Source organism: Campylobacter sp. 2018MI10 (assembly GCF_018501175.1).
Lineage (GTDB): Bacteria > Campylobacterota > Campylobacteria > Campylobacterales > Campylobacteraceae > Campylobacter_E.
In genome coordinates this window covers 35,385-56,278 of sequence record NZ_JAHCZD010000013.1, presented here as the reverse complement: position 1 = coordinate 56,278, position 20,894 = coordinate 35,385, and the positions used below count along the sequence as shown (strand labels likewise).

At 27.7% G+C, this 20,894-nt stretch carries 20 protein-coding genes; 4 read left to right on the top strand and 16 right to left on the bottom strand.

From position 1 onward, the window contains the following. Positions 1 to 50 precede the first annotated feature (50 nt). Positions 51 to 1,163 carry a glycerate kinase gene (locus KJR01_RS06980; RefSeq protein WP_214117955.1) on the top strand — a complete coding sequence of 371 codons (1,113 nt, stop codon included), beginning with the start codon at positions 51 to 53 and terminating at the stop codon, positions 1,161 to 1,163. A 19-nt stretch (positions 1,164 to 1,182) separates the two neighbouring features. Next, positions 1,183 to 2,316, top strand: a complete 1,134-nt coding sequence (nhaA, locus tag KJR01_RS06975) for a Na+/H+ antiporter NhaA (protein WP_214117954.1) — start codon at positions 1,183 to 1,185, stop codon at positions 2,314 to 2,316. A gap of 30 nt (positions 2,317 to 2,346) precedes the next feature. On the opposite strand, the gene hypD is transcribed toward nhaA, so the two are convergent. The 3 genes from hypD to hypB are packed head-to-tail and all read right to left on the bottom strand — an operon-like array spanning position 2,347 to position 4,329. Next, positions 2,347 to 3,432 carry a hydrogenase formation protein HypD gene (gene hypD, locus KJR01_RS06970; RefSeq protein ID WP_214117953.1) on the bottom strand — a complete coding sequence of 362 codons (1,086 nt, stop codon included), beginning with the start codon at positions 3,430 to 3,432 and terminating at the stop codon, positions 2,347 to 2,349. Beyond that, positions 3,429 to 3,683, bottom strand: coding sequence for a HypC/HybG/HupF family hydrogenase formation chaperone (locus KJR01_RS06965; RefSeq protein ID WP_214117952.1), 255 nt, complete (start codon positions 3,681 to 3,683; stop codon positions 3,429 to 3,431). The genes hypD and KJR01_RS06965 overlap by 4 nt, the downstream gene beginning before the upstream one ends. Position 3,684: 1 nt before the next feature. Further along, positions 3,685 to 4,329, bottom strand: a complete 645-nt coding sequence (hypB, locus tag KJR01_RS06960) for a hydrogenase nickel incorporation protein HypB (protein WP_214117951.1) — start codon at positions 4,327 to 4,329, stop codon at positions 3,685 to 3,687. A 207-nt stretch (positions 4,330 to 4,536) separates the two neighbouring features. Here hypB and KJR01_RS06955 point away from each other — a divergent pair, with 207 nt between their 5' ends. Continuing rightward, positions 4,537 to 6,180: an anaerobic C4-dicarboxylate transporter gene (locus KJR01_RS06955; protein WP_214117950.1), complete on the top strand. Its 1,644-nt coding sequence runs from the start codon at positions 4,537 to 4,539 to the stop codon at positions 6,178 to 6,180. A gap of 89 nt (positions 6,181 to 6,269) precedes the next feature. Here the strand turns inward: KJR01_RS06955 and KJR01_RS06950 are convergent, their stop codons facing one another. The 12 genes from KJR01_RS06950 to KJR01_RS06895 all read right to left on the bottom strand — a co-directional run bounded on the left by KJR01_RS06950 (position 6,270) and on the right by KJR01_RS06895 (position 19,623). Beyond that, positions 6,270 to 7,007 carry a hypothetical protein gene (locus tag KJR01_RS06950; RefSeq protein ID WP_214117949.1) on the bottom strand — a complete coding sequence of 246 codons (738 nt, stop codon included), beginning with the start codon at positions 7,005 to 7,007 and terminating at the stop codon, positions 6,270 to 6,272. A 160-nt stretch (positions 7,008 to 7,167) separates the two neighbouring features. Continuing rightward, on the bottom strand, positions 7,168 to 8,463 hold the full coding sequence (gene creD, locus KJR01_RS06945; RefSeq protein ID WP_214117948.1) for a cell envelope integrity protein CreD: 1,296 nt from the start codon (positions 8,461 to 8,463) through the stop codon (positions 7,168 to 7,170). Positions 8,464 to 8,676: 213 nt separating this feature from the next. After that, positions 8,677 to 11,466, bottom strand: a complete 2,790-nt coding sequence (locus KJR01_RS06940) for a UvrD-helicase domain-containing protein (RefSeq protein ID WP_214117947.1) — start codon at positions 11,464 to 11,466, stop codon at positions 8,677 to 8,679. Continuing rightward, on the bottom strand, positions 11,459 to 13,447 hold the full coding sequence (locus KJR01_RS06935) for a PD-(D/E)XK nuclease family protein (protein WP_214117946.1): 1,989 nt from the start codon (positions 13,445 to 13,447) through the stop codon (positions 11,459 to 11,461). The genes KJR01_RS06940 and KJR01_RS06935 overlap by 8 nt, the downstream gene beginning before the upstream one ends. Positions 13,448 to 13,503: 56 nt before the next feature. Beyond that, positions 13,504 to 13,947: a hypothetical protein gene (locus tag KJR01_RS06930; protein ID WP_214117945.1), complete on the bottom strand. Its 444-nt coding sequence runs from the start codon at positions 13,945 to 13,947 to the stop codon at positions 13,504 to 13,506. Between the two features lie 9 nt (positions 13,948 to 13,956). Further along, the gene (locus KJR01_RS06925) at positions 13,957 to 15,396 is read right to left on the bottom strand and encodes a BspA family leucine-rich repeat surface protein (RefSeq protein WP_214117944.1); all 1,440 of its coding nucleotides are present in this window, start codon (positions 15,394 to 15,396) and stop codon (positions 13,957 to 13,959) included. A gap of 47 nt (positions 15,397 to 15,443) precedes the next feature. Then, the gene (locus KJR01_RS06920) at positions 15,444 to 16,328 is read right to left on the bottom strand and encodes a helix-turn-helix transcriptional regulator (RefSeq protein ID WP_214117943.1); all 885 of its coding nucleotides are present in this window, start codon (positions 16,326 to 16,328) and stop codon (positions 15,444 to 15,446) included. Positions 16,329 to 16,330: 2 nt separating this feature from the next. After that, positions 16,331 to 18,016 carry a DUF262 domain-containing protein gene (locus tag KJR01_RS06915; protein ID WP_214117942.1) on the bottom strand — a complete coding sequence of 562 codons (1,686 nt, stop codon included), beginning with the start codon at positions 18,014 to 18,016 and terminating at the stop codon, positions 16,331 to 16,333. 131 nt (positions 18,017 to 18,147) lie between these two features. Beyond that, a complete protein-coding gene (locus tag KJR01_RS06910) occupies positions 18,148 to 18,549 on the bottom strand; it encodes a BspA family leucine-rich repeat surface protein (RefSeq protein WP_214117960.1) in 402 nt (133 codons plus the stop codon). A gap of 26 nt (positions 18,550 to 18,575) precedes the next feature. After that, positions 18,576 to 19,148 carry a BspA family leucine-rich repeat surface protein gene (locus tag KJR01_RS06905; protein WP_214117941.1) on the bottom strand — a complete coding sequence of 191 codons (573 nt, stop codon included), beginning with the start codon at positions 19,146 to 19,148 and terminating at the stop codon, positions 18,576 to 18,578. Between the two features lie 107 nt (positions 19,149 to 19,255). Then, on the bottom strand, positions 19,256 to 19,423 hold the full coding sequence (locus KJR01_RS06900) for a hypothetical protein (RefSeq protein WP_214117940.1): 168 nt from the start codon (positions 19,421 to 19,423) through the stop codon (positions 19,256 to 19,258). After that, positions 19,423 to 19,623: a hypothetical protein gene (locus KJR01_RS06895; protein WP_214117939.1), complete on the bottom strand. Its 201-nt coding sequence runs from the start codon at positions 19,621 to 19,623 to the stop codon at positions 19,423 to 19,425. The genes KJR01_RS06900 and KJR01_RS06895 overlap by 1 nt, the downstream gene beginning before the upstream one ends. Before the next feature lie 120 nt (positions 19,624 to 19,743). On the opposite strand from KJR01_RS06895, the gene KJR01_RS06890 reads away from it, so the two are divergent. Beyond that, positions 19,744 to 20,448: an ion transporter gene (locus KJR01_RS06890; protein ID WP_214117938.1), complete on the top strand. Its 705-nt coding sequence runs from the start codon at positions 19,744 to 19,746 to the stop codon at positions 20,446 to 20,448. A gap of 28 nt (positions 20,449 to 20,476) precedes the next feature. On the opposite strand, the gene mscL is transcribed toward KJR01_RS06890, so the two are convergent. Next, positions 20,477 to 20,884 (bottom strand): large-conductance mechanosensitive channel protein MscL, encoded by a 408-nt coding sequence (gene mscL / locus KJR01_RS06885; protein WP_214117937.1) that lies wholly within the window; start codon positions 20,882 to 20,884, stop codon positions 20,477 to 20,479. Positions 20,885 to 20,894 lie beyond the last annotated feature (10 nt).

Genomic DNA, 20,894 nt, shown 5'->3' with positions numbered 1-20,894 from the left:
TTATTTTTTAGTTTTTTACTAATTTATTTTGTAATTAAAAGGATAAAAAAATGAAAGCATTAATTATTTGTGATAGTTTTAAAGGCTCTCTTAGTTCAAAACAAGCAAACGAAGCTATCAAAAAATCTTGCGATAAATTAAATATAAACTCAATTCAACTAGCTATTTCTGATGGTGGAGAAGGCTTTTTAGAAAGTATAAATGATAAAATCAATGCTACAAAAATCTATTTAAACTTAAAAAACGCTTATGGTATTAGAGATTATAATGGTTATTATCTTTTAAAAGAAAATAAAGCATATTTTGAAATGGCAGAATTTGCAGGATTAATCGCTCTTAATGAAAATGAAAAAAATCCTTGTAAAACTAGCACAATTTCACTAGGTATTGCTATAAAAGATGCTATTAATAATGGTGCAAATGAGTTTATAATAGGCATTGGTGGCTCAGCTACAAATGATGCTGGAATAGGAATGCTAAGTGCTTTAGGATACGAGTTTTTAGATGAATTTGAAAATATTTTAAAACCTATCGGAGAAAATCTAATAAAAATTGCAAAAATAAATGATAAAAATGTATTAAAAGAGCTTAAAAACTGCAGCTTTAAAATAGCTTGTGATGTGAAAAATCCACTATATGGAGAAAATGGTGCAGCGTATGTCTATGCAAGGCAAAAAGGTGCAAATGATGATGAAATTAAAATGCTTGATTTGGGTTTAAAAAATTTTGCAAAAGTTTGTGAAAAATATTTAGCTAAAGATTATTCACAATTTCAAGGTTGTGGTGCTGCTGGTGGGCTTGGATTTGGCTTTAAAGCATTTTTAAATGCGGAATTTGAAAGTGGTTTTTCGTATATTAAAAACCTTTTAAATCTTGAAGAATTGATTAAAAACTCTGATTTAATAATAACAGGAGAAGGTGCTTTTGATAATCAAAGTTTAATGGGAAAAGTAATCGGAGAAATTAATCAAATTTGTAAAATTTATGATAAAAAATTAATAATATTTTGTGGTTTAAATAATAGTGATTTTAAAAATTGCTTTTCTTTAACAAAAGCATTTTCTAATAAAACAAAAAATGAATTAATGCAAAATAGCATTGCCTATCAATGCTTAAATGAGCTTTCGTTTAATGTATTGCAAACTTTTCTTGCTAAAAAATAATTTTTAACAAGGAGATATTATGCTTAAAAAAATTATAACTCACGAGCTTTTTGCTCCAATTTTATTGATTTTTATGACTATACTTGCTTTAGCTCTTAAAAATTCAAATCTAAACACTTATTATGAACTCATTACTAATTATAAAGCAGGTGTGATTTTTGGAGATTTAAACCTTATAAAACCACTTACTTTATGGGTAAATGATGGGCTTATGGCTATATTTTTCTTTTGGGTTGGATTAGAAGTTAAAAAAGAAATCCTAATAGGAGAATTAAGCAATATAAAAGCTGCTAGTTTGCCACTAATTGCAGCACTTGGCGGAGTAATTGTCCCTGCTATAATTTATAGTTTAATTAATATAAACGATAGCTTTGCTTTACAAGGCTTTGCAATACCGACTGCAACTGATATTGCTTTTGCTTTAGGAGTTTTATTATTACTTGGAAATAAAATTCCAAAATCTTTAACAATATTTTTACTAAGCCTTGCAATATTTGATGATGTTGCTGCAATTATTATAATCGCTTTATTTTATACAAATGAGCTAAGTATTTTAAGTCTTAGCCTTGCTACTTGTGGTTTAGCTATTTTGTTATTGTTAAATTATTTGCATATTTGTATAAAAAGCCTTTATGTGATTATTGGTGCATTTATTTGGGTTTGCGTTCTTAAAAGTGGAGTTCATGCGACTTTAGCTGGTATGGCGTGTGCGTTTTTTATACCATTAAATACTAAAGATAATAAAGAATTTTTAGAACATATAATGCACGATTTAACACCTTATATAAATTATTTTATATTGCCTTTATTTGCTTTATTTAATGCTGGAGTTTTAATTAATGGTCTTAATTTAAATGATTTTAATGCAGTATTTTTTGGAGTATTTTTAGGTCTATTTTTAGGCAAACAATTAGGTGTATTTAGCTTTTGCTTAATTGCTAGTAAATTTGGCTTTAAATTACCATCAAATAAAGTTCAATTATACGGGGTTTGCATACTAACAGGTATTGGTTTTACTATGAGCTTTTTTATAAACACTCTTGTATTTGAAAATAATCCTGAATTATTTAATAGTGCAAAATTAGCAATACTTAGTGCTTCTTTTGTATCAGCTGTATTAGGCTATATTTGGCTAAGATTTATAAGCAAATAATCATATTAACTCCTATAAAAAGGAGTTAATTTAAATTCTATTGTATTTATAATAAGCAGCACAAGCACCTTCACTACTTACCATACAACTTCCTATTGGATTATTAGGCGTGCATAAATTACCAAAAACTTTGCAATCAGTTGGCTTTGCAAGTCCTTTTAAAATCTTAGGGCATAGACAGGCTTTGTTTTCTGCTTTTGTATTTGTTTTTATATCAAATACTTTTTTTGCGTTTATATAATCATATTCATCTTTTAGCTCCAAACCGCCATTACTAATAACACCTAAGCCACGGAATTCAAAATCATCACGCCTAAAGTATTTATCAATTAATTCTTTAGCTTTTTCATTACCATTTTTACTAACTAATCTTGAATATTCATTATAAACATTATGAGTTTTATTCTTAAATTGTAAGCTTAAATTTAATAGCGAGTGCATTAAATCAACAGGCTCAAAACCACTTATAGCAAATGGTTTTTTATAAGTATTAGCCATATTTAAATATGCGTTTTCTCCTATTATCACACTTACATGCGATGGGGCTAAAAAGCCATCAATATTACAATCTTTATCATTTAATAAGGCTTCAACAGGCTCAGGAACTCTTACATGATTTATATGGAAAAATACATTTTTAAGTCCCATTTCAAGCACTTTTTCAATCAAAACCGCACTCATAGGAGTAGTAGTTTCAAAACCTATTGCAAAAAATATAATCTTTTTATCTTTATTTTCATTTGCAATTTTTAATACTTCTAGTGGACTATAAAGCGCTCTAATATCCTTGCCTTGCGCTCTTAATTTTTCTAAACTCGTATTACTAGCAGGAACTTTAATCAAATCAGCAAGCGTGCAAAAAATAGCACCTTCCATACTTGCTAAAAAAATAGCTTCATCAAGCCTGCTTTTTGGCATTACACAAACAGGACAACCTGGCCCATGGATGAAGTTAATATTAGGTAAAAGAGAAGGGATTGAGTATTTTATAAGCGAATGTGTATGTCCACCACAAATTTCCATTACATTATAAACCCTATCAAGCTTAACATTATTAATTAGTTTTTTTAAATTATTAATAATATTTGCGTCTTTATATTCTTTTATGTAATTCATAAAAACCTACTTTCAATCTCTTCGCTACCTATTTCATCTGCAATTTGCTTATATAATTCTAAACTTTCTTTAGCAGCTGCTTCATCAATTTTTTGCATAGCAAAACCAACATGAATTAATACAAAATCCCCCACATTAACCTGCTCAGGTATCAAATCAAGGCTAACCCCGCGCTTAATCCCTAAAGTATCAACCTGTGCAAAATTATTTTCATCAACACTTAAAACTTTTGATGGTATAGATAAACACATATTAACTCCTTAAAGATTTAAAATATTCACAAAGTTCGGCAATTCCTTCGCCTGTAGTGCTACTTACACAAAAGATTTTTACATTTGGATTTAATTTTTTTGCTTCTTGTGTGATAGTTTCTAGGCTAAAATCAAAATATTTTGCTATATCCATTTTAGTTAAAACTATCACATCAGCTCTTTTAAACATAACAGGATATTTTGCTACTTTATCACTTCCTTCAGGACTTGATAAAAGTACAACATTTAAATTCTCGCCCAATTTATATGATGCAGGGCATACTAAGTTGCCTATATTTTCTATTACACAAAACTCTGAATTACTAATATCAAGATTTTTTAGAGCTAAATCTATCATTTTTGCGTCTAAATGACAGCTTTGACCTGTGCTTATTTGATATGCTTTAGCACCTGCTTTGATAATCCTATCAGCGTCCTTATTAGTCTCTAAATCCCCTTCAATTACGCATAATTTTAATAAATTATTTTTTATAATATACTCAAGTAGAGTGGTTTTACCACTACCAGGAGAGCTCATAAAATTAAGGCAATATAAATTAGATTTTTTAAAAAACTCTTGATTGATTTTTGCTTGATTTTCGTTTTCAGCCATAATTTTTGCTTTTGCTTCAATGATTACTTTCATTACCTACTCCTTAAATTTTTCACATTTTACTAAGTAAAAGTATTTACAATGGCAACAAAAATCATTTTATAAATAATAGACCAAATTCTAAGTAAAAAATTTAATACTAATATTTAAATTAATTAAAACTTAATTTTTAAAATTAATTTAAATATTTAACTTTTAAATATAAAATTTATCAATTTTTTTTTAATTAAAGGATAAAAAATGGATATTCTTATGAATTTACCTAATTCTTTACAATTTGCTATACAACTAGCTATTGTATGTATTTGCCTATTTTATGGCTCAAAAAAAGGTGGAATTACTCTTGGAATGTTAGGCGGCGTTGGGCTTATTGTGATGATTTTTGGCTTTGGTGTAAAACCAGGAAAACCAGCAATTGATGTTATGCTAACTATTTTAGCAGTTGTTGTGGCTAGTGCGACACTTCAAACTAGTGGTGGTCTTGATGTAATGCTTCAAATAGCTGAAAAAATTCTTAGAAAAAATCCAAAATATATTAGTATTTTAGCTCCAATTACAACTTGTACTTTAACCGTTCTTTGTGGCACAGGGCATGTTGTTTATACAATTTTACCTATTGTATATGACATAGCTATTAAAAACAATATTAGACCTGAAAGACCGATGGCAGCAAGTAGTGTTTCAGCACAACTTGGAATAATTGCTAGCCCAGTATCAGTGGCTGTAGTAACTCTAACAGCATTTATTATTAATAGTAATCATCACTTAGCAGGATTTGATGGATATTTGGACTTACTTAAAATTACAATACCATCAACTTATTTAGGAGTGCTTTGCGTTGGAATATTTAGCTGGTTTAGGGGTAAAGATTTAGATAAAGATAGTGAATTTCAAGAAAAAATTAAAGATGAAGAATTTAAAAAATATGTTTATGGTGGTGGGTGCAAATCATTAATAGGTGAAAAATTACCTAATAGTGCTTGGTTATCAATGTGGATATTTTTAGGCGCTATTGCCTTAGTTGCTATTTTAGGATATTTTTCAAATCTACGACCTGCATTTAACACAAAAGTTGATTCAGCAAGTATTTTAATCGTAGATAATAATGCTAAAACAATGAAAGAAATACCTATTAAGAATTCAAATCTCATAATTACTTATAATGAATTAAATAAAACTATTAAAGATGGTAAAGTAAAAAGTACGAAAGAAAATATAAAAGCAATTAGCATTGATAACAATCTACAAATAACACAAGAAAATAACTATGTAATTATTAATAATGAAAAATTTGAAAATGCAAAAATTATTTTTAGCGATAAAAAAGAACAAGCAAAACCTTTAGGAATGGTTGAAGTAATTCAAATTTTTATGCTTTTGGCAGGTTCATTAATAATAATCTTTACAAAAACTAATGCAAATAATATTTCAAAAAGTGAGATATTTAAATCAGGAATGGTTGCTCTTGTGGCTGTATTTGGAATCTCTTGGATGGCTGATAGTATGGTTGCAACACATACTCAAATGATAAAAGATAGCTTAGGAAATATATTAAGCGAATATCCTTGGACTTACGCAATAGTTTTAATAATAATTTCTAAATTAGTAAATTCTCAAGCAGCTGCACTTGTAGCGTTTGTGCCACTAGCTTTAAATATAGGAGTTAATCCAGCAATTATTTTAGCATTCGCACCAGCTTGTTATGGCTATTTTATTTTACCAACATATCCAAGTGATTTAGCAGCTATTCAATTTGATAGAAGCGGAACAACTCGTATAGGAAGATTTGTAATAAATCATAGTTTTATTATTCCTGGTTTTATAGGTGTTATTACTTCAAGTATATTTGGATATTTTCTTGCGAGTTTTTATGGTTACTTATAAATTTTGCCCTATTTTAGGGCAAAATTAAGATTTTAATTTGCCAATATTTAACTAGAATTTAAAATATTATTTTCCAATAAAACTATAATTTAAAACCTAGAAACTATAATCTCAATTATCTTATCATCTTCTAATTCAAGCCTAATGCTAACACTTTTGCCCAAAAGTATTTTAGTAAAATAAAAATATTCATTTTTCATTTTAAATTCTAACTGGCTTAAAGTCTTTTGTATCTCATCATAGCTTTTGCCTTTTATATCATTATTTATATCATCTAATACACTTTTATCAAGCACAAGGCAAACTCTTTCAAGGTTACTACACTTTAAATTTGACTTTAAAATCCTTGTTATAAGCTCATTGGGTTGTTTTAAAAAATCATCATAATACCACCAAGCACAAAGCATAGCCAAAGTTAAAGCTAAGTATTTTTTAAAATAAACATTATAGTTTTTTCTAGCAGTATATAAATATACAAAGCCAAATATCGCAAATAGCACGAGATTTTTAAGAGTATCAATGCTCTTATAAACGCTTTTATCATAAAGACAAAAATTATAAACAATCTTAGCAAGGCAAACACACAATATAAAAAGCGAAATATGTCTTAAAAGTAAATAAAACTTATCTTGCAAGATTATCTTACTATCTAAATCATCTTGAGATAGTAAAAGATAAATCCTAGAAAAAAGAAAAGCAAATATAAAGCAAGGAATATAACTAAAATCTCCTATATAAAATGGTATAAAAAACAAAAACCAAGCTAGATAAAAAAGCGTATTTTTAAAAATCACATTAGCTTTTGCTAAAAAACCTTTTAAAGCCATTTTGTTATCCTTAAAAGCAAAAATATTTAAATTTAAAAATCACTAAAAATAAAATTGAAATTCCTAATTTAAATTCCTTTTAAAATATCTTGAAAATACATTAAATTTTAACGGAATTTAAAATCGGAATTTCAATATTTTTTATCCTTTAATATCCTAATTATTCAGCCTTTTTATCCAAAAAATTATCAATATTTTTTGTAATATACATGAGAACATATAAAACTATCATTATAAGAATTGTTCCAGTAATTAGTGCGAATTGCTCCATTTGAAGCACAGAAAATAATACTGCATAAACACCGCCTAAAAATAGCAGCATTCCAAAGCCAAATTTTTTGCTATTTGTAAGAGCTTTTATATAAAGTGCGTTTGGTATTACAACCATTAATGTAGCGATAATATAGGCAAGTTCAAAACTAAAATATTCTGACATTGAAAGCAAAACCAAATAAAACAAAGTTAGCGAAAATCCAACAACTCCGTATTGGATATAATGAGTTGGTTTTTTGCCTAAAATTTCAAAAACATAAACCACAAATAAACTAAGCATTATAAATAATATGCCGTATTTAGCAGCTCTTATTACTTGTCTGTAATGAGTAATGCCTTCGTATAGATTAATACCGATTAGATTATCATTTAGATAATGATTTGAATTATTTATAGCTTTTTGATAATTCATAGTAAATGGCATAATTTCATATTTTGCATTAAAGCCGTTATTATCAAGATTTTTACTAACAGGCAATGTCCCATAAAAACTTGGTTTGCTTTCTTTTGAATTAATATCTAAGGTATTCTTTTGCGCTAAAGGAAGTATCTCTATACCTTTTGAGCCCCTTAATGTGAAAGAAATTTCAAAAGGTGTATTATTTTTCAACATATTTTTATTAATTAGTGATGAAATTCCATATCTTAAATGAGAATTTTTACTATTTGTCCCTGCATTTGGTTTTAAATCAATGCTATTTAGTTTAAAAGTTGAGATATTTACTAACGATTTTGCATCTAATAAACCTAAAGATAAATAAATTTCATCAAAGTCTTGCGGTAATTTTTCATCTAAATCAGCAAAATTACCACCAATGTTAATATTTGCGTTATAAACACTAGCTTTATATATTCCTTTTTGTCTAATCTCATCTAAAATATCAATTTTTACATCAATTTGGCTTGGGATTATGATTTTTTCGTAAGGAACTTTTTGCGTAATCGTATTGCCTTCTTCATCTTTTATATTTTGTTCTTTAGTGCCATTTATTACTAGAAAAATCCCGTGTATTGTTTGCTTTTGACCCCATTCATTACCTAGAGTATCAACCATATTTTCATAAGTATCATTTCTCTCATTTATTATGCCGTTTATGAAAAACAATGGTATTTGAAGTAGTATTGCAAGTAAAAATATAAAACCTACTTTTTTAGTTATTGAATTAGATGGTGTTTTAATCATTTTATTTCCTTTTAATTTTTAAAATATTTATCATATACAAAATAAGCTTAAATTACAAATACCAAACGAAATTCCTATTTTAAATTCCACTGCAAATAATTAAAATTTATATTTATTAAAATCACTAAACGATTTTTTTCGTTTATTATATTTTTCCACAAAGCTTAAATACCTAGCTTTTTTAAAAGTTCGTTTGATTTTGCTAAGTTATTATTAATCATTTTTATTTTCTAACCAAAAAATCTCAGTTTTTGCTATTTTATATCCTTCGTTTTCCATCATTGATTTATAAAATTCTAGCTGTTTTTGATAGGTATTTTCTTTTTCTTGGGATTTTTTGCCTGTTTTAAAATCTACTATTACATAAGCACCACAATCGTTATCGTAATAAATTAAATCACAAATCCCTGTTTTATCAGGTGTGTTGATTTCTAATTCATAATGTTTGTTAGATGATTGTGCCACTTTTTTTGCAAGGTTTGAATTGATATAATTATTAAACAAACCAATAATCTTATCTTTGTATTCACTAAGTTCACATTCATTTATAAAACCCATCAAAATCTCATTTGTAGAATGCTCGTGAAATTTCTCTATCATTTTATGAACGCAACTTCCTATTTTTGTATTAAGATTTTCAACGCTATTTGTATTTGTGGCTGTAGTGATATGTTTATCTATTTTTAATTTATTTAGCTTTATTGTTTCTTGCTTAGGGCTAGTTTGCTTACAAGGGCTAATTTCATCTAGTAATAATTTTTCTCCTAAATCCTTTAAATCCTTGCAAATCATACTTTCATCTTTATATAGTTCATCAAGCATAGCTAAAAAAGAATTATCATTTGGCTTAGTTTTTGATAAAGTATAAGATAAAACTATATGCTTAATAGCCCTAGTTATCGCTACATACAATAGTCTTTTATTTTCATCAATATCTTGCTTTTTAGCTTGATTTTTGCTTAGCTCATAGCTTAGACTTGGCTCATCGCCTATTTTAAATCCTATATAATTCTCGCTAATTTTAAGAGAAGAATTATTCACTCCTAAAGCCTTGTTTACATTCATCAAAACAACCATTTCATACTCCAATCCTTTAGTTGAATGAATTGTACATAGGTTGATTTTATAATTATTTACAAATTTTGCTTGGGATTTTGTGCTAGTTTGTTTTCGTTTTTTTAGCTCTTTTATTATGTTTTCTTTGCTTTTTTTACTCTCAAGCTTGATTATCTCATCTAAAAACTCATCTAAATTAGCCCTTGATTTTTCATCGCTAAATACATCATAAAAGCCTTTTTCGTAGTATAAATGTACTAAAAATTCTGATAAACTCAAGCTTTCAAACCAACTTTTAAACTCGCTAAAAACACTAAAATCATTAGATTTTATAAGCCTAAGTCTATCATCATCGTTTAGATTAAAAATATCATTAAAAAGTGCTAGTTTTTCATAGTTTGTGTATTTTTCATCTTCTTTTTTATTTTTTATATCATATAGTGCAAAAATAAGGTTTAAAATATGATTTATTTCTGTTCTTTCATAAAATTTAGTATTATCATCAACATAATATTTCACACCAAATTCATCTAGTTTTTTAGCTAGATTATTCATTTGTGCTCTTGTATCAAACATCACCGCTATTTTATCATCTTTGTTTAGTTTATAAATATCATCTACTTGAGCTAAAAATTTCGCCGTATTTTCATATCTTTCATCGCTATTTTCTACAATATAACTAATACTTCCACCTTTTAAATTGTCATTTTTAGCGTTTAAGTCCGTATCTTTTAAATGTGAAAAAAGCTTTCTTGTGATTTGATTTATTATATTTAAGATTTCTTTGCTACTTCTATAATTATCATTCATAAAAACTTGCTCTAAATCTTTTATGGCATTTTTATATACATCTACATTTGCACCCGCAAAAGCATAAATTGATTGTTTGATATCCCCAACGCTAAAAATATTTGCATTATTTAGCTTATTTATTATGCTATATTGCTCTTCATTAGTGTCTTGAAACTCATCAAACATAATGTAATTTATATCTTTTAGCTTATCAATTTCTTTTATGAATTTATTAATAAGCATATCAAAATCCATAAATTTCTCATTTTTAGCTAATTGCTCGTAATTTTGTCTAAGTTCGTTTGCTAGTTTTAGCATAATTTCAAAAAGCTTAACAAACTCATCTTGGACATTTAAAGCTCTTTTATAGCATACAAATTCTTTTAGTTTTTCTATATATTCTTTTTGTTCCATTGTGCCTGATTTTCGTAGTATTTCATCACTTACGCCGTCTAATACACCTAAAGCCAAGTCCTTTTTATCCCCTAAAATATCGGCGTTTTGGTATAGATAGTCTATATCAATTTTTTTAAGCTCTAAATACTCATATTCAATTTCATCAAGCTTAAAATTTTTGCAAATTTGTCTAAACCTATCATCAAATATATACGCCTTACAAAACTCATTTAAAGTATTTAAGTCCAGCTCTTTTACTAATTTTTCATTGTTACTAAGTAACTCAAAATAAAGCTCATTAAAGCATTTATTTTTAAGCTCATCATCTAATAACTCAAAGCTAAAAAAAGGATTTTGCTCTTTTAAAAGCTTTGTAGCAAAAGAATGAAAAGTACAAATATTTACTTTATGCATATTTTTTATGGCTGTTTTTAGGGTTTGTTTTATGTAATTTGAATTCTTAACCTTCTCAAATCTAGCCTTATCAATCCCACTTAATCTATCATCTAAAATATCTTGCATTAGTGTAAAAATACGGCTTTTCATCTCATTTGCCGCTGCATTTGTATAAGTTAGCGTTAGGATATTTTCTACATTTTTACTATTTTGTTCTGTATAAAAAAACTCATCATCTACACTACTAGCAAACAAATCAAACCCTAAAATAGCATTTATATATCTTCTACTAAGAGTGTAGGTTTTGCCAGTTCCTGCACCTGCATTTATAGTAAAGCTTTTTTGTATGCTGTATTTATTCATCATTTGTTCCTTTATCGCAAATATTGTTTATAGGACAATATTTACAATTATCGTTTTCTTTAGCTTTAAACTCGCCTTTTTGTATAAACTCATCAAGCTTTTTTATCTCTTGCTCTAAACCCTTTAAATACTCTTGGCTGTATTCTAAAAAAGCAAATTCCGTTTTCAAATTCTTTGTGTTAAATGTGAGTAAAGATGCTTTATAGTACTTCATATTTGGATATTTTTTACTTGCGTATAACAAATATAAACCTAGTTGAAAATCTTCATAAGACTTTATTTGTTCCATTCTTTTTTCATCTATTTTGTCCTTTTTACTGCTTTTATAATCAACGATATTTATAAAATCATCTCCTATGTCAAGTCTATCAATAAAGCCTTTTATATAATAATTATTCTCGTCACTAGGGTTTAAATCTTTATCTAGGAAAAACTCAAATTCAGTTTTTGTATCATTAATATTATTTTCACTTCTATAATCTTCGTAATATTTCAAAAACTTAGCCACCGCACTAGGCTCATCATCGTTGCTAATACCCTTTAAAAGCTTGTTTTTATATATTTTCATATAAATATTTAGCTCTTTTAGTCCATTTTTTTCTTTTTTTAAAAAATCATCAAATGCTAAATCAATGCTATTTTTTGCTAGGTTTTGTTTATTAAAACTATCACCCCAACCTTTTACAATATACTCAAAACAACTATGCATTATAGTGCCTTTTTCGTTTGGCTCTAAATCGCTTTGTTCTAATTCATCATTTTTTATCCCTAAAGCACTTTCATACAAAAATCTTTTAGGACAAAGCCTTAGAGTATTATATTTACTAGCACTCATTTTACATTCTAGCTTCACGGGTTTAGCTACTTTAGGACTAAAAGCAAAACAATCTTTTAAAACACGCTTTTTTAAAAACTTGGCCTTAGTAAAATCATCTTTACAAATTATAGACTTAGCTACACTTTTAGCGTTTAGATAATCAGTACTTAGTAGGTATAATTCTTTTGTATTTTGCTTTAGATTTTCATAAACAGCTTTAGAAAACTCATAAGAATTATATTTATAAATATCCTTTTTTAAAAACACATTATCGCTTGAATTAATAGGGAAATTTTCAAAATCTAGTCCTAGTAAAATAACTCTTTCATTTAGCTCATTTGAACCTATAAATTCGCTTAATTCTTCTAATCTTATGCCATTTTTTGGATAGTCTTTGCTTAGATTTTTGCTTAGGTATTCTTTAATAAAATCTTTATTTAAATTAGAAAAATATTTTTCGTATTTTTTCATATAAGCATTTGTTTTTTGCTCTAGCAAGTCATTATCAATTACTATGCTTTTATGATAAGAATACACATCAATTTTTGCCATGGTTTTATAAAGCTCAAAATATCTAGAATAAATACTCAAAGAAGTAGCAACAAACCTAAAGCTAAACTTATTTTGTATAAATTCTCTTGCTAGGCTTAGGGCTAGTTTTACTTCTTCGTGTATGCTTGTGATTTTATCTTTGTAGGTGTAGATTTTAGGGATTTGATTATTTTTAGGGAATTTTTTTAGGGCTTTTGCGTTTAGATTGTTTATAAAATCTTCTTCAAATTTGTTGTTATATAAACATATATTATCCACATAAAACTCATCCACATAAATATCGTTAAAATCGCTGACATCAGCAAATCCACACTTTAGATTAAATCTTTTTCTAAGCTCATCACAGGCTTTTTTTACCTTTAAAAAGCTATCTTTATATTCATCTTTTATATCTAAATCTTGCCTGTAAGCGTATATAAAATCACTACATTCTACATCGCCTAATTCTTGCTTTATGATATAAGTTAGCATAAATTCATCTAATTCATCAGTGTATAAACTCTCAAGCGTAACACACTTAGTAAAGGCATTTAAACCAAAATCTTTTAAATGCCTTTTAACAAACTCTGCCTTAGCATAAGAATAAGTTATCACTAAATCTTTTTTAATCATAATCTACCTTTATATAATAAGCATTTGTGCCTACTTTAGCATAATATTCTATTATCTCACATCCTCTTATAATACCGTTTTTTTTCTTTATAATGCTCTTTTGCTAGAGCTTTTAGCTTTTGTTCAGTTGCATTAGTGTTCAAAAACATAAAATCATCTTTATTTAGCTTTACTTTAGTTTCTAAACCATACGCTAAAGCATTACTCCAACTAGTTACTTTATAATCTGTGATTGCGTGACAATAACAAACACTTAGCCTTTGAATTTCATCTTTTAATTTATCGTATTCATTTAATTTATCATCAATATTCATCCCTAAAAGCTCATAAGCTAAAACTAAAAAAGCCCTATTACTAGTGCAACCATCCCAAGTAGCTCTATCTAAAAACTCTTCATCGCTATTACATTCTAAATATATTTGCACCTTTTTATCAAATTTTGCCTTTGTGTTATAGCCAAATTCTTTATAATCTAAATCTTTTATCTGTTCTTTTATCATAAAAACTCCTTAGTTTGCTTTAATTTCGTTTGTTTGTATGCTTATATTTTTTAATTTTTCACAACCCTTAAAAGTATCTTCATATTCAAGCACTTTTGGTGTGATTAAAGATAAATTTACATAATCTTTTAAAGATATATCTTTTTCTTCACAATCAAGAGTTCTTACAAAGTGGATATTTTTTGCTAGATTTATACAGCCATTAAAGGTATTTTTCACATTATATAAACAATCGTTTTTGACAATAAACTCTTGATTAAAACTAATACAATCCCTAAACATCTCCCTAATATTTTCAAGCGAGCAAGTATTAAAATCTAGCCTTTGATTAAACTTAACGCAGTTTCTAAACATCTCAGCCATATTATGCACCTTATGTGTATCTAGCATCACCTTACTATCAAAACTCTTGCACCCACTAAACATCGAGCAGGTTCTAAGAAGTTCTTTAGAATTACTTGCATTTATTTCTTGATTAAAGCTAACGCAGTCTTTAAACATATTGCAAGTTGCAATTACATTAGAAAAATCAAAATTGATTTTTTGATTAAACTTAGTACAACCATCAAACATACCTTCAAAATCTTTTGCATTTTGGGTGTTGAAATTCACTTCTTGATTGAAATTCCCACAATCACTAAACATATATGAAAAGTCTTCAACACTACTAGTATCAAAACTAAGCTTTTCGTTAAAATTACCACACCCACTAAACATACTTCGCATAGATTTGATACGAGAAGTATCCCACTCATTTATCCCACCAAAATCACTCCTTTTGCTATTTAAAAAAGCACATTCAAGGCTAGTAGTATTTGATATATCAATATCTTTTAAATTTATACTTTCATTTAAACATAGCGACATCACTTCATAATTATTGCTTGGATAATATTTATTATCTTTATATTCTATAGTGTTACAAATCTTGCTTGTATCAACCCTATATATAGCACCATTAGTATGCAAAACATAAAGCTCATAGATATTTTTAGGGATAAATTGCTCATCTTTATACTCTATATCTTTTATAACTTCTCTATCTTTCCAAGATCCTAAACCAAGCTTTGATAAATCCACCCTACCACTATCAAACATAGCCAAAATCTCATCTAATTTATCGGCATTTAAAGAAAAATTATTTTCTTTTTTACGAAGAAGTCCCCAAGGAACTAGTTTAAAAAGTCCGTAGATATTAGGATGGTGTGGGTAAAGGTTTTGAATTTTTCTAAGCCTTTTAGAGCCTAACTTTTTATATAGTCTTCTTTGGCTATCTTTTATGGTTCTTTTAGAAGAATAATCATCTTTTATAAAAAATATATCTTTTTTACTAAGATACTTAATCTGTTTTTGCTCTTTTTTGCTCCACCTTTGATATGTGTGGATTTTAAAACCTTTTGCTATGGTTTTTGCATAGTTTTTTCTTAATTTTTTTCTAGCTGTTTTCATAAAATCTCCTTAAAACAAAAAAGATTTTACCACATCAGCTAGACATCCTATGTCTTTAAATACCATAAATATTCTTTTATGGTATTTTCGTTTTTAAGAGCTAGTTCTTTTGGGGCTAGTATTTTTACATAAGGGATAAATTGCCATATAGTGCTAAGCAATTCTTCATCTAAAGATATTTTTGTGCTTAGGATTAACTTATCTTTGTCTTTTGAGATGATTTCTTGATTTGCTAGTATTTTTCTATACAAAAAATACTCTCTAGCAAAGCCATTTACTTCTAAAACAACTTCTTTTTCTTCTAAGCTAGTAGCAAAAAAATGCTTTTGTTCTTTTATGTTTTTTAAAACATTTTCATCTGGGATAAACTTTTCATTAGTTACTACTATAGCCTTTAGCTTATACATTGTAAATGTTCTAATTTCATCATTATAAGTAGCTAGTAAATACCAAACGCCTAGATGATTTATGAGTTTATATGGCTTTAAAACTCTAGCTTTTTCGTTGTGAATAGCTTTTATGATTTTTTGCTCCATTATGGCTTTGCTAAGGATTTCAAAACTATCAAGGTTGCAAACTGCTTCATAATTTTGAGATTTTAAAGGACTTATGGGTGAGCTTAAAAGCATATTTATAAAATCATCACTAAGTTTAGTAGGAAATGAGCTTAAGCCAAAAAGTGCTGCGAGTTTATTTAAATCATCTTTTGAAGTTTTAAGTAAATTTGTATCTTTTAAATAATACCTTCCAAGCTCATCTTTAGCGATAGGCAAACTCTCAAGCCTTTGCATAATATCACGCTGAATTGTTCGCTCACTTACTCCGTATTCAAGTGCTAGTTCTGCTTTACTTAAATGCTCTTTATTATAAAGTCTAATTAGGATTTGCATAACCCTAACTACCAAAAAATCTCCTACGCTTGGTGTTCTCATGCTTAGGCTTTAAACCTTTCTTTTAACTTCTTTTTTAACTCTTTTTTTCTATCTTCTATAAATTCTTTGATACCTTCGATATCATCTTTAGAAACAAGCTTATTTTCTGTTATTAAATTTCCTTTAATTATTTTATTTTTTTCATATTCTTTTAGCTTTTTCATCCATTCTAAAGGACATTCATCTGATTTTTTTCTATTGTCTCTAAAAAACAACAACTGGGTATTACCTAAAGAATTTATTAGTTTTTTAAGCTCAGAATTGTTTTTAGATATAGACTTAGGATAAATATGGTCTATATCGTATTGTGCGGCTGTGATGTCTATCTGTGGATTTAACAAGCTTAATATATAAAACATTTGATTTTTATGACTTTGGACTGTGTATTGATATTTGTCTAAAATGTCATCTATTTTACTATCCCTTAAAATCGCTTTTTTATTGTCACTTAAAACACTATTTATATTATCTATACTTATAGTGTAATTATCGTTTTTAATAACATCTCTAATTTGCCCTAAAGTAGTATCTGAACTACCACTATAAGTCCCTACAATAATACTTATTTGAATGAAACTAATCAAATCTTCTCTTAATTTTGCATAACTTGGCTCACTTGAGTCTATTAATTTATCCATATTTTTTTGATGATACATGACAAAAGCAACCAAAACTATAGGATAAAAAGATAAGCCTTTTAAATCCCCATAACCACAATATCTATCTAAAAATTTAACACTTGATTTTAAAGAATTCTCAATACTTTTAAAATTATTTTCAATCTGTTCTATAATATCAGTCTCTCTAAATGTCTTTAAGTCATATTTAACTGAATTTGCAAAAATACACAAACAAGTCCTTAAAAATACATCTTTGTCTAAAGAATTTAAGCTACTTGACTTGTTTTTGTACTCATCATTGATATCGCTTAAAAGCTCTTCTATCTTTGATTTTAGATTTTGAGTTTCACTAATAAGTAAAGAAAAAAGTAAATCGGATTTTTCTAGCTTTCTACCACCACTATTTACTCTCACAAAAATATCTAAAGCTTTATTTGAATTGTCTTTTGTGATAGTGTGTTCGGGTATATCTTTTTTTGCAAATCTATCTCTTAATCTATCACAATTTTTATATTCTTTATTTTTTAAATTTAACTCTTCACCTAATTTCTCTAGCTCATTTTCACTAATATCTAACATATAACTTACTTTTACCCAAACATTATCACAATCATCTTTATATACAAAAGCAAAATCATTATGATTACCATCTTTTAGGATGGTGTATTTGCCTAACTCTTCTTTTGATTTAAAATCAAACTCATAAACATTTTCTTCGCTTTCTTCATCTTTATAACTGGCGTTAAAATAAAGCTTTTTGCCATTGTAATCACCATAAGTAGCAAGATATAAAGAAGTAAGCCTTTGCTGTCCATCTAAAACAGCTTTTAGGTCGATTGAACCACCATCGTATTGTTTTTTCTTGTCGTTTGTGCTTTCTAAAAATGTATAAAAACCTTGTACATCTCCATCTAATTCCCACAATAAAATCATACCCAAAGGATAATCTTGCATAATAGAATCAAATAGGTTTATAATCTGCTCTTCTTTCCATACATAATCACGCTGTATATCAGGTAGTAGATATGATTTATTTTTAATATTTTTGATTAAATTTGCAATTGTCATCTTTTATCCTTATAAATTTTTGTTTGATTGTCAGATTCTTATTTTAATTTCTTTAAGTTAAAAAGAATTTAAAATAGGAATTTCGTTTGTTTGAAATACTAGAAAATACTCAAACAAACGAAATTTAGTGATTATTTGCCTAGCTTATCGCAACCTTCAAACATATCTTCTTGCTCTTTTACATTACTCATATCAAAATTAGGTTTATGGGTTAAATTAGAGCAATCATAAAACATAGAGCTCATATCGGCTACATTTTTGGTATCAAAGTTTAAAGGTTGATTGAAATTTTCACAACCATCAAACATCAAGCGCATATTGGCTACATTGCTTGTATCAAAGTTTAAAGCTTGGTTAAAATTAAAACAACTATCAAACATATAACTCATATTTACTACATTTTTTGTATCAAAATCTAAAGGCCGATTGAAATTTTCACAACCACCAAACATCCAGCTCATATCAGTTACATTACTTGTATCAAAACTTAAAGGTTGGTTGAAATCTCTACACCAACTAAACATATCATTCATATTAGTTACTTTTGATGTATCAAAATTTAAAACTTGGTTGAATTTTTACATTCTCTAAACATCTCGCTCATATTAGTTACTTTTGATGTATCAAAATTTAAAACTTGGTTGAAATTAGAACAACAACTAAACATAGAGCGCATATTTGTTACATTGCTTGTATCAAAGTTTAAAACTTGGTTGAAGTTTTTACATTCTCTAAACATCTCGCTCATATTAGTTACTTTGCTTGTATCAAAGCTCAAAGTTTGGTTAAAATTAAAACAATTATAAAACATCTCACTCATATCAGTTACATTTGATGTATCAAAGTTTAAAGCTTGATTGAAATTATAACAATTTCTAAACATTTCACTCATATCGTACACATTGCTTGTATCCCAAGTATTTATACCACTAAAGTCTTTTCTATTACTACCCTTAAACAATTCACTCATATCAGTAATAGCACTTGTATTTATAGTATCTAGTGCAATATCTTCATACTTAATCAATACTTGTAATTCTTCTTTACTCATAGGATGATATTTATTATCTTTAAATTCTATTTTAGAAATAATATCTAAGTCTTGTTTGGTAGCATTTGCTAATGTTTTCATAAAAATCCTTTCATAATAAAATAAATTGTCTTAATGATAGCAATCTGCAAAGACACGATATGTCTTTAAATAATTTCGTATGTTTTAAAACATACGAAATTTAAATTTTAACAATGTTCGTGTTTTCCATATGGGCTATAACTACATCCACCAAACGTATTTAATCCACAATATCTACAAACAGAACTACCATCTGCTATATGCTCGTGCTTTTTGTGTGGGCTATAACTACATCCACCATAACTACTAGAACCACAATATTTGCATTTAGACATTAAATATACTCGTGATTTTTGTGCGGACTTTTATTGCAATGATTGCCAGCAGCTTGTGAGCTTACTAATCCACAAAAACAACAAATATACCCACTAGAACTCTCATTTATATAAATATGAGTTTTACTTGGACTATGATTGCAACTCCCACCAGAACCACTAGAGCTTTTATACCCACAATAAGAACAAATGTATCCCATAACATCTCCTTAAAAAATAATTTCTTGTTTTAAACAAGTATTGAAATGATACCATCAGCAAAAGACACACTATGTCTTTTAAATATATTAAAATACAAAAAATTTTTTCAAAGGACTTTTATGCAAAAATTATTTCAAAATTTTTTCCGTTCACAGACTTACAAACTAGGCATCATCCTAATAATAGTCTTTAACTCTATCACGCTAGGATTTGCAACTTCAAGTGAGTTTAGTGAGAAGTTTTCTAGCTTTTTTTATTATGTAGATATGATATGTCTTTGGATTTTTATCGTTGAAAGTATTTTAAAGCTTTATGCTTTTAGGCTGAGTTTTTTTACAAGTAGTGAAAAGGGTTGGAATATTTATGATTTGTTTATAGTGATTATTAGTGCTTATATAAGCTATGATTTTGTGGTGCTTAGAGCGTTTAGGGTGTTTAGAGTGTTAAGGCTTCTTCGTGTGGTGCCATCTATGAGATTTGTATGCTCTACTATGCTTTTTGCTGTGCCACAAATCATTAGTATTGTTATGCTTTTGCTACTGTTTTACTACATTTATGGGGTGCTTTGTTGTAGTCTATTTGCTACTAGTATGAATGAGCATTTTGGTACTTTAGGGGGTTGCTTTTTTACTCTTTTTACCATTATGACGCTTGATGGAGGTTCTGCTATCGTAAAAGAAGCTATGGGAGTTTATCCTTATGCTTGGGTGATTTTTGTATCTTTTATACTAATTTGCACCTTTATCATAATGAACCTAATCATCGCAATAATTGTAAATAGCATAGATGAAATTAAAAAGAAAAATGAAGAAAATAAAATATAAAAAGCTAATCACTAAGATTAGCTTAAGACTATTTATTTTTTAATAAATCTCTGATTTCTGTTAGCAGCACTATATCTTCGCTTGGAGCTGGAGCAGGAGCTGGTTTTTCTTCTTCTTTTTCTGCTTTTTTAAGCTTATTGATTAGCTTTACAACAACGAAAATTGAAAACGCAATGATTAAAAAATCAACTATATTTTGAATAAATAAACCATAATTAACGGTTACATTTTCAGCTTCTTTAGCACCTTCTTTAATAACCAATTTTAAATCACTAAAATCAACTCCGCCTGTTAAAACTCCAACAATAGGCATAATAATATCAGCCACAAGTGAGCTTACAATCTTACCAAAAGCAGTTCCTATAACCACACCCACAGCTAAATCTACAACATTTCCACGCATTGCAAATGTTTTAAATTCTTGTAATATCTTCATATTCTCTCCT

Coding starts and splice junctions, on each gene's coding strand:
- KJR01_RS06890 (WP_214117938.1), top strand. CDS start 19,744: ATGCAAAAATTATTTCAAAATTTTTTCCGTTCACAGACTTACAAACTA.
- KJR01_RS06915 (WP_214117942.1), bottom strand. CDS start 18,016: ATGACAATTGCAAATTTAATCAAAAATATTAAAAATAAATCATATCTA.
- KJR01_RS06980 (WP_214117955.1), top strand. CDS start 51: ATGAAAGCATTAATTATTTGTGATAGTTTTAAAGGCTCTCTTAGTTCA.
- nhaA (WP_214117954.1), top strand. CDS start 1,183: ATGCTTAAAAAAATTATAACTCACGAGCTTTTTGCTCCAATTTTATTG.
- KJR01_RS06920 (WP_214117943.1), bottom strand. CDS start 16,328: ATGAGAACACCAAGCGTAGGAGATTTTTTGGTAGTTAGGGTTATGCAA.
- creD (WP_214117948.1), bottom strand. CDS start 8,463: ATGATTAAAACACCATCTAATTCAATAACTAAAAAAGTAGGTTTTATA.
- KJR01_RS06940 (WP_214117947.1), bottom strand. CDS start 11,466: ATGAATAAATACAGCATACAAAAAAGCTTTACTATAAATGCAGGTGCA.
- KJR01_RS06935 (WP_214117946.1), bottom strand. CDS start 13,447: ATGATTAAAAAAGATTTAGTGATAACTTATTCTTATGCTAAGGCAGAG.
- KJR01_RS06895 (WP_214117939.1), bottom strand. CDS start 19,623: ATGGGATACATTTGTTCTTATTGTGGGTATAAAAGCTCTAGTGGTTCT.
- KJR01_RS06905 (WP_214117941.1), bottom strand. CDS start 19,148: ATGAAAACATTAGCAAATGCTACCAAACAAGACTTAGATATTATTTCT.
- KJR01_RS06955 (WP_214117950.1), top strand. CDS start 4,537: ATGGATATTCTTATGAATTTACCTAATTCTTTACAATTTGCTATACAA.
- KJR01_RS06900 (WP_214117940.1), bottom strand. CDS start 19,423: ATGTCTAAATGCAAATATTGTGGTTCTAGTAGTTATGGTGGATGTAGT.
- KJR01_RS06930 (WP_214117945.1), bottom strand. CDS start 13,947: ATGATAAAAGAACAGATAAAAGATTTAGATTATAAAGAATTTGGCTAT.
- hypB (WP_214117951.1), bottom strand. CDS start 4,329: ATGAAAGTAATCATTGAAGCAAAAGCAAAAATTATGGCTGAAAACGAA.
- KJR01_RS06950 (WP_214117949.1), bottom strand. CDS start 7,007: ATGGCTTTAAAAGGTTTTTTAGCAAAAGCTAATGTGATTTTTAAAAAT.
- KJR01_RS06910 (WP_214117960.1), bottom strand. CDS start 18,549: ATGAATGATATGTTTAGTTGGTGTAGAGATTTCAACCAACCTTTAAGT.
- KJR01_RS06925 (WP_214117944.1), bottom strand. CDS start 15,396: ATGAAAACAGCTAGAAAAAAATTAAGAAAAAACTATGCAAAAACCATA.
- mscL (WP_214117937.1), bottom strand. CDS start 20,884: ATGAAGATATTACAAGAATTTAAAACATTTGCAATGCGTGGAAATGTT.
- hypD (WP_214117953.1), bottom strand. CDS start 3,432: ATGAATTACATAAAAGAATATAAAGACGCAAATATTATTAATAATTTA.
- KJR01_RS06965 (WP_214117952.1), bottom strand. CDS start 3,683: ATGTGTTTATCTATACCATCAAAAGTTTTAAGTGTTGATGAAAATAAT.